The organism is Streptomyces sp. NPDC107522, from assembly GCF_055657525.1.
In genome coordinates, this window is record NZ_JBVKAU010000008.1 from 132,607 (window position 1) to 151,428 (window position 18,822).

An 18,822-nucleotide genomic window follows, 5' to 3' on the forward strand; every position below is an offset into this window, starting at 1 on the left:
TCACGGTCTGAGCCGAGAGGAGGGTCGATGCCGACGATGGTGATCGGATACCGGCTGGGCAACGGCACTCGCCAGACCACAGCACTGGTCACCCAGTCAGGTCGGCTGCATGTGGCCGGCGGGCCTTACGGACAGCTCGGCAGGGCCTCCCGGCCCAGGATGCCGGTGGGCGACAACCCCGTCCACGCCCGGGTGAAGGACCTGCGGCACCTGCACGCCACGTACACGGTCCGTGGTTACCACGAGGTGCTGATCCCGCCTGCGTGCGTACGGCTCGAGGCCGTTGAACCACCGCTGCCCGACAAGCCGATCCACCTCCCGGACCCCGCCGCCCCGGAACTGCTCGCAGAGTTCGTCGGCGCCACCCCTGCCAAGCCCCAGGACCTCGAGGACGCGATCCACGCCTTCTACACCGCGATCGGTGCCCCCACCCGCCCCCGCGGCCCCGTCCCCGCCCTACGCCGGGCACCCGCCACCCTCACACCACGCGCCGCCGAACTACGACGCCTGCTGACCAAGGGCGCACGAATCACCGGGCCAGAAAATCTCCCCGTCGGCTACTCGGTCACGACAGACGCCGTACGCCTGCACGCCTTCGACCACGGAGCGACGCTGCGCCGTGACGAGGTCGTCGAACTGCACGCCGCCCTGACCGCGTGGCTCACGCTCGCCCCCACCGACCCTCCGCAACCCAGGGAGCAGTGATGCCGAGGCATCCGGCTCGTGTCGGCGCGATCAGAAGCCTTCAAGAACCGATCATGCCGTCTCACCCCCGGAGAACCCCCTCAGAGCCCCTTCGCCCGCTCCGGGCATGCCGACTCGAAGAGGGCCTGGGCCTGCGTGATCGCCTGTGCCAGGTCGTCCGGACGTGCTCCCGCGGGCAATGAGGCGATGATGTCGTCCACACCTCGCAGCCCCGCCCTTTCCAGTAGCCGCTTCTCGTTCGTCACCCATTCCCCGCGCGCGGCCAACACGGCGTGCCCCGTCTGCGCGGCCGCCGTGGCAAGGGCTCCGGCGACCTCGGTGGTGCGGCCCGCCGCAGCGTGGTTGGCCCTGGCATACGCCAGAGTGGCTCGGGCGGTGCCGTACCAGCGCTCGCTCGCCGCGCTGCGCAGCTTCTCCGGATAGCCCGCCGGCCGCGGCAGCTCGCCCCGCAGCACCCGGTTGACGGCCAGCTCGGCCACCACCAAGTAGCTGGGAATCCCGGCAAGATGGAACAGCAGCGGCTCCACCCGGAACCGCCCCTCCTCCGCCTCCGCCAGCTCCCGCTCGACGACGTCGAGGTCGCGGTAGTGGACGTCGACGCGTCGGCCCTCGATCGTCAGCCAGGCGCCCCCGTTGAAGACGCCGCCGCCCCAGCCGCCGATCTCGGAGACCTCGCCCTCCCAACCGACCGCGCGCAGGTCGGCGGGATCGAAGGCACCTCGGTAGTAGATCGCCAAGTCCCAGTCGCTGTCCGGGCGTTCAGTGCCCTGGGCCCGGGAACCGCCGAGGGCGACGGCCTGGACAGTGGGGAGGGCGGCGAGGCGGTCGGCGGTGGCGTCGAGGAAGGCGGTGTCGTCGGGGGTGGCCATGGGGGCAGCGTACGGAGCCGTGTGGCGTGCCTCTACGCAATTGCGCCTGGCGGTTGCGGCTGCGGCTGCGGCTGCGGCTGCGGCTGCGGCTGCGGCTGCGGCTGCGCGAGACCGAGCAGTACCGGCGCATGGCGGACCAGCGTGATGCCGTACGCGGGGCCGGGGGGAAATTCGGATGCGGGCGGGGGTCGGGGCCCGGATGATCGGCGAGTTGTCCGTCGTACGACCACCCAAGAACTCCCAGGACACCCAGTACATCCAGGACACCCAGGAGCCCTCATGATCCGGCGCGTCACCTCCCCTGCCCTCTTCCCACCCCCCACCTACTCCCACGCCTCCGTCGTCGAGGCCGGCACGAAGCTCGCCTTCCTCGCCGGGGCCGTGCCGCTCGACGCCGAGGGGAAGCTCGTCGGTGAGGGGGACCCCGTACGGCAGGCCGAGCAGGTGATAGCCAACCTGGAGGAGCAACTGCGCGGCATCGGCAGCGACTTGGCGCACGTCGTGTCGACGGATGTGTACGTCGTGAGCAGTGAGACAGCGGTGCTGTCCGCCGTCTGGGAGGTCGTCGAGGCGTCGGGGCTGAGCATCGGTCCTCATTCGTCGACACTTCTCGGGGTTGCCTGCCTGGGATACACGGGGCAATTGGTGGAGATCACGACCACGGCCGTCGTACCGGAAGACGGTTCCAGGTGATGACCTCCGTCGCGCTCCGCCGCGCCACCCTCACCGACGCCGGTCCCGTCGCGGACGTCTGGCTGCGGTCGTTCGCCGCCGCGCTGCCGGCGGTCGTCCGGGCGCACACCGATGACGAGGTACGGGCGTATTTCCGGGAGGTGGTGGTTCCCCGGCAGGAGACCTGGGTGGCCGAGGCCGCCGAGCACATCGTCGGTCTCATGGTGCTCGACGACGCCCAGCTCTCCCAGCTCTACCTCGACCCCGACTGGCGCGGGCGCGGCATCGGCGACCGGTTCGTGGACCTCGCGAAGGGGCGCCGCCCGGACGGGCTGAGCGTGTGGACCTTCCAGGTCAACAAGCCCGCCCACCGTTTCTATGAGCGGCACGGCTTCGTCGCCGTCGAGTACACGGACGGCAGCGGGAACGAGGAGCACGAGCCGGACGTGCGGTACGTCTGGCGTGCTGGTGGTGACAGGGCCGCCGGGCGCGGGCAGTGACAGAGCTCCCTGGCGCGGGCGGTGACAGGGCTCCCCCGGTCGCGGGTGGCGATGGTGCTCCCGCCCGCAATGACAACAGGGCTCCCGCCCGCGACGACGCCAGGGCTCCCGTGCGCCCTGGCGGCCAGGCGGCCCCGTTCACCCCTGCCGCGGCCGCCCCCACGTCCGCCGCTTCGGCAGCGGCTTGGCGTAGCCGCCGGCCCGGCTAGTCGTCAGCCCCAGCCCCACCAGCGACTCCGCCAGTTTCACCGCCGCGCCCACCCCGTCGACCACCGGAACCCCCAGCTTCTCCCCCACCGCCCGCTGCAACCCGGTCATCCCGGCACACCCGAGCACCAGGACCTCGGCACCGGCGTCCCGCGCCCGTTCGGCGGCCGCCAGGAACGCGGACTCCGTGCGCTCGCCGTCCTCCAGTTCCAGGACCCCGAGCCCCGTGCCGATCACGGCGACGCAGTTGCGGCCCACGCCCGCCAGCTCCAGGCTGTCCTCGATCTGCCCGCGCGAACGCTCCAGCGTGGTCACGACCCCGTAGCGCCGTCCCAGCAGGCAGGCCAGATGCGCCGCCGCCTCCGTGATGTCGACGACCGGTACGTCCACCAGTTCCCGGACGCCCTCGCGCCCGTGCTCCCCGAAGCCGGCCATGACGACCGCGTCGTACTCAGGGCCCTCGTACGTGCGCAGCGCGTCCATCACGGCAGCCGCCGACAGGTAGCTGTCCAGCCAGCCCTCCGCCGATTCCGGCCCCCACCGCGGCGTCAGCCCGAGCACGGTGGTGCCCGGGCCTGCCGCGGCCCGGGCACCTCGTACGATCTCCTCGGTCATCTCCTGCGTGGTGTTGCAGTTGGTGACGACGATCCGCACGTCCTTCAGACCTCCCGCACCACGGACCCGGTTGCGGACCCAGCGGCGGCCTCCGTGACGGCCCCGGTGGCGGACTCGGCGCGCTCACCGCGGCACAGCACCAGGTACAACCCCGCCGCCATCGCCGTCCCGATGAACCACGAGTACGGCGCCACATCGCTGAACGTCGTCACCAGCGCCAGCACCGCCGCGACGCCCGCCGCCGGCAGGAACGCCCACAGCGCCTTGGGGTTGACGCCCCTGCGGTAGTAGTAGCGGGAGCCGGGCGCGGCGGAGAAGAGCTCGTTCACGTCCACGCGGCCGTGCTTGACCAGGTAGTAGTCGACCATGATCACGCCGAACAGCGGGCCCAGGAAGGCGCCGAGGCCGCCCAGGAAGTAGTTCACGACGGTCGGGTTGGAGAAGAGGTTCCAGGGGGTCACGACCAGCGCCGCCACCGTGCTGATCATGCCGCCGACCTTGAAGGTGATCTTCTGCGGCCAGACGTTGGCCAGGTCGTACGCCGGTGAGACGAAGTTGGCGACGATGTTGACGCCCATGGTGGCGATGGCGAAGGTCAGGGCCGCCACGACCAGGACCCAGGTGTTGCCGACCTTGGCGACCAGCTCCGCCGGGTCCGTGATGGCCTCGCCGAACACCTCCAGCGAACCGGCCGTGACGATCACCGAAACGACCACGAACGCCGTCGAGTTGATGGGCAGGCCCCAGAAGTTGCCGCGCCTGACGGTCGGGTAGTCGGGCGCGAAGCGCGAGAAGTCGCAGAAGTTGAGCATCAGCGTGCCGTACGTGGCGAGGATCAGGCCGATCGCGCCGAACCACTGCCTCCATTGCTCGCCGACGGACACCGGGTGAGGGGTGGTCGTGAGCGAGATCGTCCAGCCGGCCTTGGCGAGGATCCACACCGCCAGCGCGATCATCACCACCCAGATCGCCGGGCCGCAGAAGTCCTGGAACTTCCGCACCGACTCCATGCCCTGGCTGATGATCAGCGCCTGGATGAGCCAGAGGGAGAGGAAGGAGACCCAGCCGAGCGCGTGCAGGCCCAGGAAGGAGCTGTGCGTCCAGGACTCCAGACCGGGCCAGGCTGCCAGCAGCATCACGTTCACGGCGACCGAGGCCAGATACGTCTGGATGCCGTACCACATGATGGCGATCACGGCCCTGATCAGCGCCGGGATGTTGGCGCCCCAGACGCCGAAGCTGATGCGGCTGACGACCGGGAACGGGACGCCGTGGCGCTGGCCGATCTTCCCCATCCAGTTCATGCCGATGTAGATCAGCACGAAGCCGACGAGCAGGGAGGTGAAGACCTGCCACACGTTCATGCCGAGGACCAGCAGACCGGCGGCGAAGGTGTAGTTGCCGAGGTTGTGGACGTCGGACATCCACATGGCGAAGAGGTCGAAGACCTTCCAGTTCCGCTTGCCGGCGGGCGCGAGGTCTTCGTTGGTGAGCCGGGGATCGGGGACGAACGCTGGTGTGCCGGTGGCTTCGGCACGGTCGGCGAGGGACACGGGGCCTCCAGGAGCCGGGGGACGGGGACTTCTTGTGGAGGGCGTTTGGTATACCAAACAGCGGACATAGTCCCGCCGTCAACAGTTCTGACCGATGTCGCTCTTGTTAACGCTTCGTAAAACAGACCCGGGGTCGGCGAAGATGACCCCATGAGCTCCACGACGAAGATCGAACCCCTGGGCGCGATCCGCGAGCGCGTCCTGGCCACCCTGCGGCAGGAGATCATCGCGGGCCGCCTCCGCCCCGGCGACCGGCTCGTCGAGCGCGAGCTGGCCGACCGCTTCGGCGTCTCCCGCGTGCCGGTCCGCGAGGCGATCCGTGCGCTGGTCGCCGAGGGGTTCGTCCTCTTCGAGACGCCACGCCGCACGGTCGTACGGCGGCTCACCCCGACCGACGTCAAGGAGCTCTTCGAACTGCGCGAGGCGTTGGAGGTGTACGCGGCCGGGCTCGCCGCGTCCCGTGCGACGCCGGAGGAGCTGGCCGAGGTCGAGCAGCTCCTCGACCAGGCGGCCACCGCCACCGAGGCGGGGGACGCGGAAGTGATCACGGACGTCAACAGCCGGCTGCACGACCGCATCGTGGCGATGGCGGGCAACAGCCTGCTGATAGAGGCCCTGGAACCGGTCGCGGGCCGCCTGCGCTGGATGACCCGGCGCAATGAGGAGTGGCCCCAACTGCTCGTCGAGCACCGGGAGTTGTACGAGGCGATCGCGTCCGGCGACCCGGCCCGGGCCCGTGCGCACGCCCTCGCGCACGTGCGGACCAACTACCGGTCGACGGTACGGCAGTTGTTCGGGGAGACCGCGGCGGAGGAGCTGCCGTAGCCGCGAAGGACTCGGCCCGTCGACGGGTTGGGCTCGTCGATACGTTCGGCTCGTTGACGGGTTCGGCCCGTCGACACGTTCGGCCCGTCGACACGTTCGGCCTTTCTCAGAGCCCCTCACGGGACGTCGTGCCCTGAGGCATCACACTGCGCCAGGGAATGACCGCGAGCGTGGCCGCCAAGGTGACCGCCCCCGCCGTCAGCGCCGTCGCCGTGAGGCCGTCGACGAACGCCTGCCGGGCAACCGGCGTCGGTGGCAGTACGGCGGTCGGGCCGGCCTTCAAGGCCGCGGCGCCGAGGCGGTCGGTCACGACCGTGCTGAGGACCGAGCCCTGGACGGCGACGCCGAGAGCGGCTCCGACCTGGCGGGTGGCGTCGTTCACCGCCGAGCCCAGTCCGGCGCGCGACAGCGGAACCGCGCCCATGACGGACTCCGTGCCGGCGACCGCGGCGAGTCCGGCGCCCAGTCCGGCGATGACCTCGAAGAGCATCAGGTGCCCGTAGCCGGAGGCCGCCCGCGTGTGGGCCAGGACCGCGAACGCGACGGTGACGAGGGCGAGTCCGGCCGCGATCGGGGTCCGTTCGTCATGGCGGGCCAGCATGCGCGGCGCGACCAGTGAGCCCACGGCGAGGGCCGCGGCCAGGGGCAGCGTGCGCACGCCCGCCTGCCAGGGTGTGTAGCCCAGGACCCCCTGCAGATAGAGGGTGACGACGAACAGCGCCCCGTACAGCGCGAAGGACAGCAGCGCCAGGGACACGGCGCCGAGCGGCACGCCGGGCCGGCGCAGCAGGGGCAGCGGCAGCATCGCGTGCCCGGCGCGGCGCTTCTCGTGGGCGACGAACGCGGTCAGCAGGACGGTGGCCAGGGCGAACCCGGTGAGCACGGGTGTGCTCGTCCACCCCTTCACCGGGCTTTCGATCACCGCCCAGACGAGCGTGAGCAGTCCGCACGCCGACAGCATCGCCCCGGGCAGGTCGACCCGCTGCCCGCAGCGGCCCTCGGCGTGGAGGTAGTCACGACGCCCGGTACGGCCGGGCCCCGTCCCCGGCACGACCGGTTCGACCGGTACAACGGGCACGACCAGCGCGGTGAGGACCAGCGTCACGGCCACGAACGGGACGTTCACCCAGAACCCGGCGCGCCAGGAGAAGCCCTCGACGAGGGCTCCGCCGAGCACGGGTCCCGTCATACCGCCCAGCCCGAGGACAGCGGCCCACAGGGCGATCGCCCGGCGCCGCGCCGCCGGTTCGGTGAAGAGGTTGCCGATGATCGACAGGGTGGCGGGCATGAGCAGGGCGGCCCCGGCGCCCATGCCGCAGCGCGCGGCGATGACCGGGCCCGGTTCCTCGGCGAGGGCGCCGAGCGCGGAGGCGGTGCCGCACACCGCCAGACCGATCGTGAAGGCGCGGCGCCGGCCGATCCGGTCGGTGAGGGCTCCTGCGGTCAGCACGAGACCGCCGAGGACCAGGGCGTAGGCGTCGACGATCCACTGGACCTGAGCCATGGAGGGGCCCAGGTCACGTTGGAGGTCGGGCACGGCGACGTTGAGGACGGTCAGGTCCATGCCGAGCAGGAACAGCCCGAGACAGACAACGACGGCGGCCGCCCAGCGCGCACGGTCGCGGGTCATCGGGCCGCGGTCTGCAGGTCCTTGGCGAGTTGCCGCACCAGGGCCGGCGCCTGGTCCGGGTCCTGCGGGTAGGTGTGGCGGCCGGGGAAGAGACAGGGCGTGGCGGGTGTGGTGAACAGGTCGTTCCAGCGTTCCAGGCAGTCCGGCGGAACGAGGGGGTCCGCGGTGCCGCCGTACAGGGCCAGGGACACCTCCAGAGGCGGTTCGTCGTGATGGCGGTGGTGCAGGGCGAGGACCAGGTCTGCGAGGAACGGCGTGCACAGCCGCGTCACGGTCACCGGATCCTCGAGGAGCTCGGCGGGCACGGGTCCCACCATGTCGGTGAACGCGTCGAGGCCCGAGGTCAGCAGGGTGGCCAGGAGCCGTTCGAGGTCGCCCCGGTGGGGTGCGGGCAGGGCGGAGAGGGCGACGAGTACGGGCTCGCGCCGGCCGGTGCGGCGCAGGCGGCGCGCGGTCTCGTAGGCGAGCAGGGCGCCGAGGCTGTGGCCGAACAGGGCGAAGGGCCGCGGTTCGGCGGCGTCGTCGACGAGGGCGGCGAGCGCGGCGGCGAGAGCGCGCGGGTCGGTCGACGACGGTTCGTCACGGCGGCTGCCGCGACCGGGCAACGCGACGGCGTACGGCTCGACTGCGGCCGGCAGCAGGTCGCCCCAAGGCTGGTAGACCTCCGGCCCGGAACCGCCGGGCGGCAGGCAATACAGGCGTACGGCGGCCTCGGGACGGCGGGCGAGGGAGACGAGTTCGGGCACGGGGGCGGTCCTCATCGGGGTCGTCGGGGAGGGGTGAGCGGAGCTGACCGGCGAACGAACGGCCGTCACCACAGCGGTCGACGAGCCCCCCACCCCCACCACCCCGGTCACCAGCTGAGCCGTACTCATCAGACGGGTCGCCGAGTGGAGTCGAGGCGGGCGAGGACCCTCCGGGCGAGGGCGGCGAGGTTCGGTGTGCCGGCGAGTTCCACGGTGGGCAGTTCGCAGCCGAGCCGCTGCTGCAGCAGGGTGGCGAGTTCGGCGGCCAGCAGGGAGTCCACGCCGAGCTGGTCCAGGCGCCGGGTCCGGTCGACGCGGTCGGGCGTGGTCTGCAGGACATGGGCGAGCAACTCGGCCAGGACGTCCTCGACGAGGACGGCGGCCTCGTCGGACGTGGCCTCCTCCAGCGCCTGCCGCAGCCGCTCCGCCGCGTCGGTGTGCTCGGCCGGGGGCAGCAGCGCGGCCGTACGCGGTGCGGTGAGCGTGTGCAGGAAGCGGTGCAGTCGTCCCCAGTCGACGTGGCCCACGGCGACCACCGTGGCGTCGGGGTCCGCGAGGAGCCGGTCGAGGGCGGCGAACGCGTCGGCGGTGGCGAGTCCGCCGAGGCCGAGCACCGTCATCTCGTCGTCGCGTTCGGTGCGATGCACATAGCCGGCTCCGGCGATCGCGCCCCACTGCACCGCGAGCCCGGGCAGTCCGGCCCGGCGCCGGTCGCGTACGAGGGCTTCGAGGGCGAGGTTGGCGGCCGCGTACGACGACTGCGCGAGGTTGCCGGCGACGGCGGCGACCGAGCTGTAGACGACGAAGAAGTCGAGCGGGCGGTCACGGGTCAGCTCGTCCAGCACGTGCCCGGCCGTCATCTTGGGGGTGAGTACGGCCCGTACGCGTGCGTCGTCCAGTTCGTGCAGCGGGGCGTCGTCGAGCACCATCGCGGCGTGCACGACTCCGGCGAGGCGACGCCCCTCGACGTCGAGGCCGGCGAGGATGCGGCGCATCGCCTCCCGGTCGGCCGCGTCGGCGGCGTACGCGTTCACGCGCACCCCGAGCGAGGCGAGGTCGGCGGTCAGCCCGTCCGCGCCCGGCGTGCCCGCGCCGCGTCGGCCGAGCAGCGTCAGATGGCGGGCCCCGCGGGCGGCCAGGTGGCGGGCGGTGGCGGCGCCGAAGCCCCCGAGCCCGCCGGTGACCAGGTAACTCGCCTCCGGGTCCAGCACGAGGTCGGTGGCCGCGGGGCGGACCGGCACGGGGTCGCCGGTGTCGAAGGTGACGACGACCTTCCCGATGTGCCGGGAGTGCTGCACGGCCGCGAACGCCTCGCGGATCCTCGTGGCCGGGTGGACGCGATGGGCCAAGGGGCGGTAGGTGCCCGCGTGGACGGCCCGGCTGATGTCCGTCAGGTGGGTGTCGGCCAGCGACGACGCCTCGGTGAGCAGAGCGGCCACGTCCACGCCGTGGAAGGAGAGGTTGGCACGGAACGGCGCCAGGGCGAGGGAGTTGTCGGCGAGGAAGTCCCGCTTGCCGAGCTCCACGAACCGGCCGTGCGGCGCCAGGACCCGCAGGCTGCGGTCCATGGCCTCGCCGGCCAGGGAGTTGAGGACGACGTCCACGCCGCGGCCCTCGGTGAGCGCGTCGATCTCGTCGGCGAAGCGCAGGGTGCGCGAGTCGAGGACGTGCTCGACGCCGAGCAGCCGCAGAAGGTCACGCTTGGCGGGGGTACCGGCGGTGGCGATGACGTGGGCGCCGACGTGCCCGGCGTACTGCAGGGCGGCGAGGCCCACACCCCCGGCCGCGCCGTGCACGAGCACCGTCTCGCCGGGCCGCAGCCGGGCCAGGTGGCCCAGGGCGTGCTGGACGGTCAGGAAGACGGTCGGCAGTGTGGCGGCCTCGGTGAAGTCCATGCCGTCCGGCAGCGGCACCACCCGGTCGGCGCGGGCCCGCGCATGCGAGCCGTAGCAGCCGAGGCTCAGACAGGCCACGCGGTCACCGACACCGATGTGCTCGACACCCGCGCCCACGGCGACGACCGTGCCGGCGCACTCCAGGCCGATCGGCTCCGCGTCGAGCCCGTGCGGCGCCTGCGGCGGCGGTACGAGTCCGGTGACGGCCATGACATCGCGGTAGTTGAGCCCGGCGGCCGCGACCTCGACGACGACCTCGCCCTCTCCCGGCCGCGGCATCCGCGCCGGACGCCAGCCGAGCCGGTAGCGCAGACCGGGCTCGTCGACGGTCAGGGTGTACGGGGTGTACGTCCCTGCCGTCGACGGCGTAACCGGACCCGGAGCGTAGGGACGCAGCCGCGTCACGAACCGCCCCTCCCGGGTCAGCAGCACCTCGTCGTCGGCCGGGCGGGCGGTCAGCTCCTCGGCGAGCCTGTCCTCGGCGCCGGACGCGAGGGCGATGCGCCGGACGGTCAGCCGCGGCTGCTCGTTGCCCAGACTCCGGGCTGCTCCCCACAAGGCCGCGGCGGCGGTGGTCGGCGGGATGCCGCGGGCACCGCACGCGACGACCCAGACGGTGACCTGCCGGTCCTCGGGCAGCTGCCGGGTGGCGGTCGCGAGCGCACGCAGTACGGCACAGTGCCGTACGGCTGTCTCCGTGAGGATGGCCGCGGCGCCATCGGGGCCGCCTCCCTCGGCCAGCAGGACCAAGTCATCCGACTCCGCGAGGAGTTCGGACCACGACTGCGGGCTGTCGCTCGCGGGACGGACGTCAGCGCCCAGGGCCGTCGCGGCCGCGGTGGCGAGCGGCCCGCCCGTCAGGTCGGCCACCGCGGGCGGGCGTACGGGACGCGGCCCGGGCGAGGCGGTCGCCGGCGTGGGGCGAGGGACCCGGGCGGTGAGGATGACGGAGTAGTCGTCGTACCCGGGCTGTGCGGCGTCGCCGGGCTGCACGGTGCCGGTGTATCCGCACTCCTCCAGCAGCCCGGGCCACCGGTCACGCGCCAGCAGCGGCCCGTTCGGCCGCAGATCGGTGTCCTCGGCACTCCAGTAGGAGTCCAGCAGCCCGAACACCGGAGTGAGCCCGGCCGGGTCGTGGCTCTCCACGGCGAGCAGTTGTCCGCCGTCGGCCAGCAGGTCGCCGATGCGGTGCAGGGCACGCCGCAGATCCCGGGTGGCGTGGAGCACGTTCGCGGCGACGACGAGGTCGTAGGAGGCGGGCGTGAAGCCCTGGGCGGCGGGGTCGGCGTCGAGGTCGAGGCAGCGGTAGTGGACGAAGTCGTGGTCGGCGAAGCGGTCCTGGGCCGCCGGGAAGAAGGCGGAGGACACGTCGGTGTAGGTGTAGTGCGTACGGTCGGCCGGCAGCAGCGGCAGGAGCGCGGCCGTCAGCCCGCCGGTTCCGGCGCCGACCTCCAGCACCCGCAGCGGCCGCCCCTCGGGCCGGTCCGCGACGGCCGCGGCCAGCAGGAGCCGGGCGACGCGGTAGTGGTGCTGCATGACGGGCGTGCTGTCGTAGAAGCGCGCGGCGAGGGCGTCGGGCTCGGCGAGCAGCAGCGCGAGCGGGTCGGTGCGTCCGCGCAGCACGTCCGCGAGATGCAGCCCGCAGACACCGTAGATCTGCGCGGCGGTGACCTCGGCCGGGAAGGCCAGGAGCCCTTCCCGGAACAGCCGGTGCGGCTGCGGCTCCTCGGCCACCCGCCACCGGCCGTCCCCCTCGGCGGTCAGGACGCCCTGCCGTACGGCGTACTCGAGCAGAGCGGTGAGCAGCCTGCGATGACGGGGCCGCACTCCGGCCGCGATCAGATCGTCCAGCGTGAACTCGCCTGCTTCCGGCAGGAGTTCGCGTACGGCGGCCGCGGTCAGGTGCGCGTTGAGGCGCAGGGCCTCGGCGCGGGCGCGGCCGTACGGGTGGGTCCGCCATCTGCGCTCGGCCCGTGCCAGTCCGTCCGCGCAGGCGGCGAGGGTGTCCGCGGGTGCGGGCCAGGGCGACGGGGTGGCGGGGCTCGTGGGCAGCGGGGCGGCGCGCAGGACCTCGGCCAGCTGCTGAGGGGCCGGGGTGCGGGTGGCGTCGAAGCGGCGCAGTCGGCAGCCGAGCGCTTCCAGGGCGACAGTGCCGTCGTCGGCCATGACGGTCAGATCCCAGACGGCTTCGCGTGGGGTACGGCTGCGCAGGCGCACATGGATCAGGCCGGTGCGGGGCAGCGGCTGCCAGCAGCGCACGGCGTCGATGCCGACGGGGAGGAAGGCGGCCGGGGCGCGGTCGGTGCCGGCCCCTTCCCGGTCCGTCGCTGCCGTGAGCAGTGGGAGCCCCGCCTGGATTGCGCCGTCGAGAAGCGTCGGGTGGGCGATGGGGGCGTCGGCGGGGTCGACGGTGGCGGCGTAGGAGGCGAGCACCTCACGGCCGTCGCCGGTGTCGGTGCGCAGGCCGGTCAGGGTGCGGAACGCGGGGCCGTAGGGCAGTCCGGCGCGGGCGCAGAGGGCGTAGTGGTCGGCCGCGCTCATCTCGCGGGGCAGCCGGGTGCGCAGTGCGTGCGGGTCGGCGCCGGGCGGGCATGCGCGCAGCAGCTGCCGCACTCTGCCGCGGGCGTGCTCGGTCCATGCACCGCCACCGCCACCACCTGCACCGCCACCACCTGCACCGCCACCCCCGCCACCGCCACGACCCCCGCCACCGTCACGGCTGGAGACGGTGAAGGCGCCGTCGCGTTCCAGTGCCGTGTGGACGGACACGGTGCGGTCCTCGTCGTCGCCCGGCAGGCTCAGCGCACGGCCGATCGACAGACCGAGGACCTCGACGGGCGCCTCGTGCACGGCCTGGCCGAGGGTCAGGGCCATGTCGGCGTACCCGGCCGCCGGCACGACCACCGTCTCCCCGACGAGGTGGTCGGCCAGCCACACCGGCACGCCGGAGGAGAGCTCCTGCTGCCAGGCCGGCCGCGCCCCCGGCAGCCGTACGCCGAGCAGGGCGTGGGGAGACTGTCCCGGCTCGCCGTCGTCCTCGGCCACGGTCTCCGGCCACCAACCGGGACCGCCGTTCCAGTGGCGTTGGCGCTGCCACGGATAGGCGGGCAGGTCGACGACCCGTCCCGGACGCGGGAACGGGATGCTCCAGTCCGTGTCGGCTCCGCACGCCAGCAGCTGTGCCACGGTGCCGTCGAGCGCGCCGGGGCCGGAGGCGGTGCGGGTGAGCGTGGGGATCACGGCGACGGGCCGTCCGGCGTCCGTCGTCCCGCGCCGCAGATACGCGCCGAGCGCGGGATGGGGGCCGATCTCCACCAGGACGTCGCAGCCGGCCTCGCCGACGAGGACGTCCACCGCCTCGGCGAACCGTACGGGCGCGCGGACGTTGCGCCACCAGTAGTCGGCGTCGAGGGCCGCGTCACCGCTCAGCCGCCCGGTGACCGTGGAGGCCAGGGCGATGCGCGCGGGCCGCGCCGGCAGCCCGGACAGCGCGGCTGCGAGCGGCCCGCACAACGCGTCCATGGCCGGGCTGTGGAAGGCGTGGTCCAGCCCGAGGTCACGGAAGAACACGCCCCGTTCGCCCAGCACTTCACCCAGCGCGGCGAGCGCCGAGGCGTCCCCCGCGACGGTCACGTCCCGGGCGCTGTTGATCCCGGCGACGACCAGCCGCTCCGCCTGCCCGGTCTCGGCGATCAGCTTCTCGGCGTCCGAGGCGCCGAGCCCGACGGCCGCCATCCTCCCGCACCCGGCGGTCGTGCCCTGGGCGCGGCTCCGCGCGGCGATCACCCGGCAGGCGGCCGCACGGTCCAGGGCCCCGGCGCAGTAGGCGGCCGCGACCTCGCCCACGCTGTGCCCGCAGACCGCGGCGGCAGCGAACCCGCGTGCGGTGAGGGCCGCCACCAGCCCGGCCTGCAGGGCGAACAGCATCGGCTGGGCGACCTCGGTGCGCCGCCACACCTCCGGCCCGCGCGGCGCGGCCATCTCCTCGCGGACCGACCAGCCGAGCAGCGGGCGCAACATTTCGTCGACGGCGTCGACCTCGGCCGTGAAGTGGCCGTCGGCGCCGAGGAGTTCCGCGCCCATCCCGGCCCACTGCGACCCGTTGCCGCTGAAGACGAGTGCGATACGGCCCCGCTCCACACCGACCGCACGGGCCGCGCCCGGCGCCGGCTCACCTTGCGACACGCGCCGCAACGCACGTGCCGCCGACGGCGGGTCCTCGGCGAGCAACGCGACGCGATGCTCGTACCGAGCCTGGCGACGGCATGCCGTGTAGGCCGTGTCGTAGAAGACGTCCGGGGCCAGATCCTCCAGGTGCTCGGCCCACCGGACGGCGGCGGCCTCCAGCGCCTGCGGGGTACGGGCGGACACGACGAGCGGGAGCGGGCCGTCGCAGCAGCCGGAACGCGACCGGTCGTCCCGAAGGGAGTCCGCGCGATCCGAACCGGACCGGCCGTACGCGTCCGGGGCGGCGCCCAGCACCACATGGGCGTTGGCCCCACCGAACCCGAAGGAGTTCACCCCGGCCACCGGCCGCTTCTGCGACAAGCCACGCGTCTCGACCACCGGTTCCAGCCCCAGCCCGCCGAAGTCGATCCGGGTACTCGGCGGAACCGTCCGCAGAGTCGCCGGAATCCGCCGCTCCCGCAGCACCAGCAGCGCCTTGAGCAGCCCGGGCACACCGGCCGCCGCCTCCAGGTGCCCCAGGTTCGACTTCACCGACCCGATCGGCAGCGGCGCATCCGGCGTACGCCGTCGTCCGAGCACCTCCCCCAGTGCCGCACACTCGACGGGATCCCCGGCCTGCGTGCCGGTGCCGTGTGCCTCGACGTACGCCACCTCGTCCGCGCCGATGCCCGTCTCGGCGTACACCCGCTCCAGCAGCGCGGCCTGGCTGCGCGCGCTCGGCAGCGCCAGCCCGGCCGTACGGCCGTCCGCGTTGACGCCGCTGCCGAGGATCACCCCGTGGATGCGGTCACCGTCCGCCAGCGCCGCCGTCAGCGGCTTGAGCACGAGGACACCGGCGCCCTCGGAACGGACATAGCCGTCAGCGTGCTCGGAGAACGGATGGCACCGCCCGCTCGGCGACAGCATCGACGCCTGCGCGAACCCGACGCTCTCCCACGGGTTGAGCAGCACGTTCACCCCGCCCGTCAGCGCGAGCGCGCTGCGCCCCGACCGCAGCTCCTGGCAGGCCTGGTGCACCGCGGTGAGCGTCGACGAGCACGCCGTGTCGACCGCGAAGGACGCCCCGCGCAGATCGAAGACGTACGACACCCGGTTCGCGGTGTTGCAGGCCGCCGTGCCGCTCATGGAATAGGCGTTCGTCGTGCGCGGCCGGCGCTGCTGCAGATCGCCGTACCCGTGCGAGGACACGCCGACGATCACCGCCGTGTCGCTGCCGGCCAGCGTCGCCGGATCGATGCCCGCGTCACCGAACGCCTCGACCGCGCACTCCAGGAGCAGCCGCTGCTGCGGGTCCAGCCGGGAGGCCTCCTTCGGCGAGATGCCGAAGAACTCCGCGTCGAAGGAGGCCACGTCGTCCAGGAAGCCACCCGCGGCCGTGTACATGCGGCCTGTGCGCGGTCGTCCGTCCGCCGACACGAACCGCGTCACGTCGAACCGGTCGCCCGGCACCTCCCCGACCAGGTCCCGGCCCTCCGCCAGCGCCGCCCACAACCCGTCGAGCGACCGGATCCCCCCGGGCAGCCGGAACCCGACACCCACCACCGCGACGGCTCCGCCGCCGTGCGCCTCCGGCCCGGGCGGGGCGGGAGAGGCGAGGGGCAGGGAGCCCTCCGCGGCGGCATCGGACATCGGACGCGCGTGGTCATTCGGCTGGGGCACGCTGCCGACAACTCTCCGGGCCCGCCTGTGGTTACTGCCGACGAGGCCATGCGGGGGTGGCGACCGAGGGGACGGCCGTCAGGACCCGGGCGCGGCGTACAAGGCGGCGAACAGGGCCCGGGCGCGGGTGCCGTCCGGCATGTCCCACGCGCCCGCGACATGGCCCGTCGCTCCCGGCGGCGGGACGGGTGAGCCGTCGGGGGCGGGCCGCAGGACCCGGTGCAGGCGGAGGGTGGCACCGTCCGGTGCCCGCAGTTCGGTGGCCTCCTGGTCGTCGGTGACCGGGGCGGTGAAGTCCGACGGGACGGCGCCGTCGCCGGTGTACGAACGGCCGACCTCTCGGTCGGGTGTGTCGCTGAGGCTCTGCGCCTGGGCCTGGACCCGGCCCTCGATCAGAGCGAGCAACTGGGCGACCAGCACCGGGTCGTGGCACCCGTCGTAGACCCAGCGCTGTCCGAGCACACCGTGCTCCGTGGTCCCGACCAGGGCGTGCTTCGCGTCGCCGAGCGGGGCGCCGCGATAGGTGAGGGGCACCAGGTAGGCGGCGGGAACGGCTTCGGGGACAGTGGCTCCGGAGGCATCGGTGACCACCATGAACTCGATCCCCACCTCGCCCTCCGGGTCGTCCAGCCGGAAGCCGCCTGCCTTGACCAACTCGAGTTCGCCCGCGCCTGCCCGGTACCAGGGGCGGGTGGGCAGCCAGGAGGTGAGCAGTTCCAGCTTGGTCGGCTTGAGCGTGGTGTGGTGGATGACAGCCATCCGGGCACCGTAACGTCCGTACGACCGCCCCGTCCCCTCATTTCAGCCGGGCTGCCTCCGCCGCCGCGCCCAGCACCTCCCGCAGCATCGCGGGGGTGAGCCTGCCGGTGAAGGTGTTGCGCTGGCTGACGTGGAAGCAGCCGAAGAGCGCGAGGCCGCCATGGCCTCCAAGACCGTCGTGACCTTCAAGGCCGTCGTGACCTTCGAAGCCGTCGTGACCTTCAAGGCCATCGCGACCTTCGAAGCCGTCGTGACCTTCGAGGCCGTCCAGCGTGACCCGCGCCCCGTGTGCGAACGCGGGCCGCGGCCGGGGCACCCGCCACCCCGCCTCCGCCAGCGCGGGCAGGGTCGCCTGCCAGCCGAAGGCGCCCAGGACGACGACCGCCCGCAGCGTCGGCCGCAGCAGCCTCAGCTCCTGCACGAGCCAGGACCGGCAGGTCTCCCGCTCCCCCGGGGTGGGTTTGTTGGCGGGCGGGGCGCAGTGCACGGGGGCCGTGACGCGGACGCCGTACAGCGCCAGGCCGTCGTCGGCGGCGACCGACGTGGGCTGCGAGGCGAGGCCCACGTCGTACAGCGCCTGGTACAGCACATCTCCGGACCGGTCGCCGGTGAACATCCGGCCGGTGCGATTGCCGCCATGGGCCGCCGGGGCGAGCCCGACGATCAACAGCCGGGCGTCGGGCGGGCCGAACCCCGGCACCGGCCGTCCCCAGTACGTCTCGTCGGCGAAGGCGGCGCGCTTGGTGCGGGCCACCTCTTCCCGCCAGGCCACCAGCCGCGGACAGGCCCGGCAGCCCGCGATCCGTCGGTCGAGATCAGCGAGGGCGTCCATCAGTCCACCGTACGGCCGCGTCGGTGCCGAACGGAGACTAAGGTCGGGGCATGGCTTCCGGGAGTGAGGACGAGATCGGCAGTACGGCCGAGCGAACGACGGACGCGGCGCAACAGGACGCGGAGACGGGCGCGGGCCCGACGGAGGAAACTGTCGACCCGAAGATCGCCGCCGCCCTGGCCGCCGCCGAGGCCGCCGGTCCGCAGAACGGCGAGAGCGTACGGATCGACAGCTGGATCTGGGCCGTACGCCTGGTCAAGACCCGCTCCATGGGCGCCACCGCCTGCAAGGGCGGGCACGTGCGCGTGAACGGCCACAACGTGAAGCCCTCCCACGCCCTGCGCATCGGCGACGAGGTGCGGCTGCGGCAGGAGAACCGGGAGCGGATCGTCGTCGTCAAGCGGCTCATCCGCAAGCGGGTGGGCGCACCGGTGGCCGTCCAGTGCTACGTCGACAACTCGCCCCCTCCCCCGCCGCGCGAGGCCGTCGCCCCCGCCGGCATCCGCGACCGCGGCACGGGCCGGCCGACCAAGCGGGACCGCCGCGAGATGGAACGGCTGCGCGGAATCATGGGCGGCGGCGGGGGACTACCGCGCGGACAGTGACATACGACGGTGGCGTCCGGCCCGGGCCGCTTGGCCCACCGGACGCCACTCAGCGAGTACGGACCCGTCAGTCCCGTCGGCGCAGCAGCCGGAGCAACTCCGCGTTGGAACCGCGCCGCGCCCAGGCGATCAGAGCGAACGGCACGATCAGGATGAGCGGTGTCGCGGCGTACTGTGCGTCGAAGGCGGCGATCTGGACGACGAACGCGCCCACCATCAGCCCGATGAACGCCATGGCAGCCACCGACTGCAGCACCGGAATCAGCAGGGCGACGGCTCCGGCCAGTTCGAGGACACCGATGGTGTACATGCCCGCGCTGCCCCAGCCGAGCTCGTCGAACATGTCTGCGGCCGAGGAGTGCGCGATCAGCTTGGGAAGGGCGCTCGCGATGCCCATGAAGAGTGCGAGGAGCACCTGCAGACCGCGCAGGGCGATACGGGCCCGGCGCCCGCGGGTGGTCGTGGACCCGGCGACGACGGCGCCGGTGGAGACGGAGGCGGACGTGACGGGGACGGTGCTCTCGGACATGGGGTTCTCCTGTGTGAAGCAGTGGTCCGTGGT

General features: G+C 73.2%; 15 protein-coding genes. 6 read left to right on the forward strand and 9 right to left on the reverse strand.

The features are described from left to right. Window positions 1–27 precede the first annotated feature (27 nt). Window positions 28–705: a hypothetical protein gene (locus ACZ7L6_RS25820; RefSeq protein ID WP_471927734.1), complete on the forward strand. Its 678-nt coding sequence runs from the start codon at window positions 28–30 to the stop codon at window positions 703–705. Between the two features lie 80 nt (window positions 706–785). On the opposite strand, the gene ACZ7L6_RS25825 is transcribed toward ACZ7L6_RS25820, so the two are convergent. Then, entirely contained in the window at window positions 786–1,574 is a 789-nt protein-coding gene (locus ACZ7L6_RS25825; RefSeq protein ID WP_471927736.1) for a nucleotidyltransferase family protein, read from the reverse strand. Window positions 1,575–1,600: 26 nt separating this feature from the next. Here ACZ7L6_RS25825 and ACZ7L6_RS25830 point away from each other — a divergent pair, with 26 nt between their 5' ends. The 3 genes from ACZ7L6_RS25830 (at window position 1,601) to ACZ7L6_RS25840 (ending at window position 2,746) form a co-directional block, all read left to right on the forward strand. Then, window positions 1,601–1,777 (forward strand): hypothetical protein, encoded by a 177-nt coding sequence (locus ACZ7L6_RS25830; protein ID WP_471927738.1) that lies wholly within the window; start codon window positions 1,601–1,603, stop codon window positions 1,775–1,777. Between the two features lie 76 nt (window positions 1,778–1,853). After that, window positions 1,854–2,267, forward strand: coding sequence for a RidA family protein (locus ACZ7L6_RS25835; RefSeq protein WP_471927740.1), 414 nt, complete (start codon window positions 1,854–1,856; stop codon window positions 2,265–2,267). Then, window positions 2,267–2,746, forward strand: a complete 480-nt coding sequence (locus tag ACZ7L6_RS25840) for a GNAT family N-acetyltransferase (protein ID WP_471927742.1) — start codon at window positions 2,267–2,269, stop codon at window positions 2,744–2,746. The genes ACZ7L6_RS25835 and ACZ7L6_RS25840 overlap by 1 nt, the downstream gene beginning before the upstream one ends. Window positions 2,747–2,884: 138 nt before the next feature. Here ACZ7L6_RS25840 and ACZ7L6_RS25845 read toward each other — a convergent pair whose 3' ends face one another. Continuing rightward, a complete protein-coding gene (locus ACZ7L6_RS25845) occupies window positions 2,885–3,607 on the reverse strand; it encodes an aspartate/glutamate racemase family protein (RefSeq protein ID WP_471927744.1) in 723 nt (240 codons plus the stop codon). 5 nt (window positions 3,608–3,612) lie between these two features. Continuing rightward, window positions 3,613–5,121, reverse strand: coding sequence for an NCS1 family nucleobase:cation symporter-1 (locus tag ACZ7L6_RS25850; protein WP_471927746.1), 1,509 nt, complete (start codon window positions 5,119–5,121; stop codon window positions 3,613–3,615). 150 nt (window positions 5,122–5,271) lie between these two features. Between ACZ7L6_RS25850 and ACZ7L6_RS25855 the strand changes: the two genes are divergently transcribed. Further along, window positions 5,272–5,946 (forward strand): GntR family transcriptional regulator, encoded by a 675-nt coding sequence (locus ACZ7L6_RS25855; protein ID WP_471927748.1) that lies wholly within the window; start codon window positions 5,272–5,274, stop codon window positions 5,944–5,946. A 106-nt stretch (window positions 5,947–6,052) separates the two neighbouring features. Here the strand turns inward: ACZ7L6_RS25855 and ACZ7L6_RS25860 are convergent, their stop codons facing one another. From ACZ7L6_RS25860 to ACZ7L6_RS25880, 5 genes are all read right to left on the reverse strand, one after another. Next, the gene (locus ACZ7L6_RS25860; RefSeq protein ID WP_471927750.1) at window positions 6,053–7,576 is read right to left on the reverse strand and encodes an MFS transporter; all 1,524 of its coding nucleotides are present in this window, start codon (window positions 7,574–7,576) and stop codon (window positions 6,053–6,055) included. Then, on the reverse strand, window positions 7,573–8,322 hold the full coding sequence (locus tag ACZ7L6_RS25865; RefSeq protein WP_471927752.1) for a thioesterase II family protein: 750 nt from the start codon (window positions 8,320–8,322) through the stop codon (window positions 7,573–7,575). Before ACZ7L6_RS25865 ends, ACZ7L6_RS25860 begins: the two co-directional genes overlap by 4 nt. Before the next feature lie 128 nt (window positions 8,323–8,450). Continuing rightward, a complete protein-coding gene (locus ACZ7L6_RS25870; protein ID WP_471927754.1) occupies window positions 8,451–16,034 on the reverse strand; it encodes an SDR family NAD(P)-dependent oxidoreductase in 7,584 nt (2,527 codons plus the stop codon). A 108-nt stretch (window positions 16,035–16,142) separates the two neighbouring features. Next, window positions 16,143–16,823, reverse strand: coding sequence for a maltokinase N-terminal cap-like domain-containing protein (locus tag ACZ7L6_RS25875; RefSeq protein ID WP_471927756.1), 681 nt, complete (start codon window positions 16,821–16,823; stop codon window positions 16,143–16,145). A 37-nt stretch (window positions 16,824–16,860) separates the two neighbouring features. After that, window positions 16,861–17,655 carry a uracil-DNA glycosylase gene (locus ACZ7L6_RS25880; protein WP_471927758.1) on the reverse strand — a complete coding sequence of 265 codons (795 nt, stop codon included), beginning with the start codon at window positions 17,653–17,655 and terminating at the stop codon, window positions 16,861–16,863. A gap of 50 nt (window positions 17,656–17,705) precedes the next feature. Between ACZ7L6_RS25880 and ACZ7L6_RS25885 the strand changes: the two genes are divergently transcribed. After that, complete coding sequence (locus ACZ7L6_RS25885; RefSeq protein WP_471927760.1) at window positions 17,706–18,260, forward strand: RNA-binding S4 domain-containing protein; 555 nt, start codon at window positions 17,706–17,708, stop codon at window positions 18,258–18,260. Window positions 18,261–18,327: 67 nt separating this feature from the next. Here ACZ7L6_RS25885 and ACZ7L6_RS25890 read toward each other — a convergent pair whose 3' ends face one another. Next, complete coding sequence (locus ACZ7L6_RS25890; RefSeq protein WP_471927762.1) at window positions 18,328–18,789, reverse strand: DoxX family protein; 462 nt, start codon at window positions 18,787–18,789, stop codon at window positions 18,328–18,330. Window positions 18,790–18,822: the final 33 nt, after the last annotated feature.